This window comes from Paenibacillus cisolokensis (genome assembly GCF_050481165.1).
GTDB lineage: Bacteria > Bacillota > Bacilli > Paenibacillales > Paenibacillaceae > Paenibacillus_AH > Paenibacillus_AH cisolokensis.
The window spans coordinates 1-4,229 of sequence record NZ_JBCNFP010000049.1 but is presented as its reverse complement, the minus strand read 5'-3'; the positions used below and the strand labels follow the sequence as shown (position 1 = coordinate 4,229).

Below are 4,229 nucleotides of genomic sequence, written 5' to 3'. Positions count from 1 at the left end.
CACTTTCGAAATTCAGGATAAGCTATGTTTCGAATCTAGCATCTGGTCCAGGCTAAAACATCATTTCATTAGGAAATGGTGATCTATCAAGTACCAATTCTCTCAGGGATACATATAGATATATTACAATTCGTACCCTATGATCCGTCCGAAGCACGCCGTATCGGAAAAGGAGGATATCCATTGAAAATCATTGAACTTCTGAACCGCGAGGTTGAGATAGAAATTTCAGGAAAGACGAAGGCGATTCGCGGCAAGCTGGTGGATTGGGGACAAGACATTGTCGTCATGCACAACGGTCATCGGTTTCTGTACGTTCCGCTTCGCCATCTGCAGCAAATGCGTGCCAGTGAGTCGCGGCTTGACTATAGCGATACGCCGGAACAACCGTTTGAGCAGTTCTATGAGTCCGTATCGTACCGGAAAATACTGATGAGTGCGAAAGGGATGTTTGCGGAAATTAATATTACCGGCAATCAATCCGTGCACGGTTACATTACGAGCATTATGAACGACTTTTTCGTCTTTTACTCGCCGGTCTACCACAGCATCGTCATCCCGCTCCACCAACTCAAATATTTGATTCCCTATGATTCCCAGGTTACACCTTATACGCTGGCGCCCGAACAATTTCCGCTCAAGCCTTCGCCTGTGACGCTGGCCCGTACGTTCGATCAGCAGCTGCGCAAATTGATCGGCAAATTCGTCATTCTCGATCTGGGAGAGAACCCGAACAAAATCGGTATTTTGAAGCAAATAGACGGTCAAATCGTCGAGCTTGCCTCTGCCGACGGAAAATCCGTATTTTTGCATTTCGACCATATCAAGACGGTCCATCTTCCCTGAGCGCGGGCTGTCCGCTCAAGCCTTTCGGCATTGCCGAAGGCTTATTTTGCGTTCGGACGAGCCCGGACGATCCGCGGCGAACGAGCGGCGGCAACCGTTCGAACGGGCATATCCGAACAAGGTCACATTCTTTTTGCTTTGCAGGATGCTTGGATTCGTTGTAATATAATTTTTATATAATTTGCAGCTTGCAGGAAGGAGTATTGGCGATGAGCGAACTGAAATTGAAGATACTGGAACTGCTCAAGGAGGACGCACGGCGCGGCGCGGATCTGATCGCTACGATGTTGGGCGAAGAAGAAGAGGAAGTGAAGCGGGCGATTGCGGAGATGGAGAAGGACCACGTCATCGTCAAATACGCCACGGTCGTCAACTGGAGCAAAGTGAATGACGAGAAAGTGACGGCGCTGATCGAAGTGCAAATTACGCCGGAGCGGGGCCGCGGATTCGAGGGCATTGCGGAACGGATTTATTTGTATCCCGAAGTCAAATCGGTCTATTTGATGTCCGGTGCTTACGATTTGCTCGTAGAGGTGGAAGGCAAAACGCTGAAGGAGGTCGCTTCGTTCGTTTCCAACAAGCTGTCTCCGATCGATTCGGTACTTTCGACCAAAACATTTTTTATCCTGAAAAAATATAAGCAGGACGGCATCATCTTCGAAGAATGCGAAGGCGATCAACGTCTGTTGATTTCGCCGTAAAGGGATGGTCTCGATGATTAAAGAGGATGAAAAACAAACGATGCCTCGCCGTTCCATGCGCGATTATTTGTCCAACCAGGCGAAACAGATCAAACCGTCGGGCATCCGCCGATTTTTCGATTTGGTCAGCGGCCGCAAAGATATTATTACACTCGGTGTCGGAGAGCCGGATTTCGTCACGCCCTGGCATGTGAGAGACGCCTGCGTGGCGGCGTTGGAAGCGGGGAAAACCCAGTATACGTCGAATGCCGGAATGCCGGAGCTGCGGGAAGCGATTGCCACGTATCTGTATGAGCGGTTTGCAGTCGCCTACGAGCCGTCGAACGAAATTTTGGTGACCGTGGGTGGAAGCGAGGCGATCGATCTGGCGCTAAGGGCGCTTATTTCGCCAGGGGATGAAATTTTGATTCCGGAGCCCTGCTATATATCGTATTCGCCGATCGCCACGCTCGGAGGCGGCATTCCCGTCGGCATCGAGACGTTCGCCGAGGACAACTTCAAGCTGCGGGCCGATGCGCTGCAGGCTGCGATTACGCCGGCGTCGAAAGTGCTTATTCTCTGTTATCCGAGCAATCCGACCGGCGGGATTATGACATACGAGGACTGGCTGCCGGTTGCTAAAGTCGTGGAGGAAAACGACCTGATCGTCATATCGGACGAAATATATGCCGAACTGACTTACGGCGCCAACCATGTCAGCTTCGCTTCGCTGCCGGGAATGAAGGACCGGACGATTCTGGTGAGCGGTTTTTCCAAGGCGTTTGCGATGACAGGCTGGCGTATGGGATACGCTTGCGGCCATCCGGAGCTGATCGGCGCCATGCTCAAAATTCATCAATACACGGTAATGTGCGCGCCTATAATGGGCCAGATCGCCGCGCTCGAAGCGTTGACGAACGGCCTGGAGGAGAAAGACCGGATGGTCGAATCGTATAACCAAAGGCGGCGGCTCGTTGTCAAAGGATTTCGCGAGATCGGCTTGTCGTGTCATGAGCCGGAAGGGGCGTTTTACGCATTCCCGTCCATTCGGTCGACAGGCTTGTCGTCGGAGGAATTCGCCCGTCAGCTTCTGGAGGAGGCGAAGGTGGCAGCCGTGCCGGGCAATGTGTTCGGGCTTGGCGGAGAAGGGCATCTGCGCTGCTCCTATGCGACATCCGTGCCGCAGCTGACGGAGGCGATCGAGCGGATCGGGGCTTTTGTGCACCGGCTGAAAACGGCAGGAGCTTGACGAGTTGTCATTTTCCGGATGTCCATACTGGTAATGGATGTCCGTTTTCTGGTATAATAAAGCAATCGGCATCGTCCAGGCTTGTACGATTGTGACGGCGATCGATAATGCGGTAAAACATGAACGCGTCGTATGCAAGGAATTCACACAAGGAGGGGTGGCAATGGCTGTTGCGGATTACGGTTTCAACGTAAAGAACGTAATGGATTTTTGGGAAGAACCGGACCCATACAAAGCGATGAAGTTATCCCCGTACATGCGAATTCTGGAAGACGAAATTTATGTTTTGCGCAAACAGATGGAACTGACCTGTCAGCAGGAAGCTTCATTTCATTCTGAGCTCGTCATTGAAATTAGCCGGAAACTCGATGTGAAGATTAACGAGTATATGCGGTGCCGAATGAAAATGTCCAGACTGAAAGCGTAAAGGTATCTCCCCGCCGGTGCGGGGGATTTTTTTTGAGATTGTCGGCGCGCCCCCGCCTTCCGTCAAATCGTCACCGGTTGGTCGACGCGCCCGCCTTTTGTCAAATCGTCTCCGGTCCGTCGGTATGCCCCGCCTTCCGTCAAATCGTCACCGGTGGTCGGTATGCCCCGTCTTCCGTCTAATCGTCTCCGGTCTGTCGGCGCACCCCGTTTTCCGTCAAAACGTCTCCGGTCTGTCGGCGCGCCCCGTCTTCGTCAAAACGTCTCCGGTCTGTCGGCGCGCCCCGTTTTCCGTCAAAACGTCTCCGGTCTGTCGGCGCGCCCCGTCTTCGTCAAAACGTCTCCGGTCTGTCGGCGCACCCCGTTTTCCGTCAAAACGTCTCCGGTCTGTCGGCGCACCCCGCCTTCAGCGCCCCCGTCTCCCGGCAGATTGCTTTGGCGAAAATCCTGCAAAAGTGCAGGAATTTTGGTTCGAATAGATGGATATGGCGCAAAATCCTGCAAAAATACAGTATTTTTGGGATTTTTTGCTTGGCTGGGGCTTGAACGGGTCAAAAAATTGTATAATCGCAACAATTTTTGCGTTTTGGTTCTTTTACGCCCGGAAATACTGCACTTTTGCAGCTTTGTTCTTTTATTGGGTTTCTATCTTCCGGATGCCAGCCGCCGCGGGGCCGGAGTAAAGCAAGCAATTCGGGACAGGTGGCAGTTCACAGCGGGGTAGCGCGAGCGAATCCTGGAGGTTCGCAATCAGGCGCCCGGCGGGGGTGGCGTGAGCGAATAAGGACCTGGAGGTCGCAATGAGTCACCGGGTGGCGAGAGCGAATAAGGACCTGGTGGTCGCAATGAGTCGCCGGGTGGCGAGGGCGAATAGAGCTCTGGCCGCCATCGCGAAACAGTATCGTCCCCAGACAGAGACGAAGAAGTCGTTTTTGCTTGAGCTGCGAAACGGACCCGAGATCGCCGCTCATAACGGGGATACGGGCAAAGTGCGCGGTCGGGCGGCAGACCGGGCGAATTCTATGTTA

Annotated in this window: 5 protein-coding genes; all 5 read left to right on the top strand. The window is 53.0% G+C overall.

Features of this window, described 5'->3' with window-relative positions; all coding sequences use genetic code 11:
• Positions 1-183 precede the first annotated feature (183 nt).
• Positions 184-846 (top strand): DUF2642 domain-containing protein, encoded by a 663-nt coding sequence (locus ABEV74_RS08715; protein WP_430145181.1) that lies wholly within the window; start codon positions 184-186, stop codon positions 844-846.
• A 209-nt stretch (positions 847-1,055) separates the two neighbouring features.
• Positions 1,056-1,547: an Lrp/AsnC family transcriptional regulator gene (locus ABEV74_RS08710; protein ID WP_062494846.1), complete on the top strand. Its 492-nt coding sequence runs from the start codon at positions 1,056-1,058 to the stop codon at positions 1,545-1,547.
• Positions 1,548-1,560: 13 nt separating this feature from the next.
• Complete coding sequence (locus ABEV74_RS08705) at positions 1,561-2,775, top strand: aminotransferase class I/II-fold pyridoxal phosphate-dependent enzyme (RefSeq protein WP_062494844.1); 1,215 nt, start codon at positions 1,561-1,563, stop codon at positions 2,773-2,775.
• A gap of 91 nt (positions 2,776-2,866) precedes the next feature.
• On the top strand, positions 2,867-3,202 hold the full coding sequence (locus ABEV74_RS08700) for an aspartyl-phosphate phosphatase Spo0E family protein (RefSeq protein ID WP_372447200.1): 336 nt from the start codon (positions 2,867-2,869) through the stop codon (positions 3,200-3,202).
• A 799-nt stretch (positions 3,203-4,001) separates the two neighbouring features.
• On the top strand, positions 4,002-4,229 hold a 228-nt coding region (locus tag ABEV74_RS08695), incomplete at its 3' end, for a hypothetical protein (protein WP_430145178.1).

What these genes read in the sequence shown, in the direction of transcription:
- ABEV74_RS08710 (WP_062494846.1), top strand. Translation starts at nt 1,056, where the DNA reads ATGAGCGAACTGAAATTGAAGATACTGGAACTGCTCAAGGAGGACGCA.
- ABEV74_RS08705 (WP_062494844.1), top strand. Translation starts at nt 1,561, where the DNA reads ATGATTAAAGAGGATGAAAAACAAACGATGCCTCGCCGTTCCATGCGC.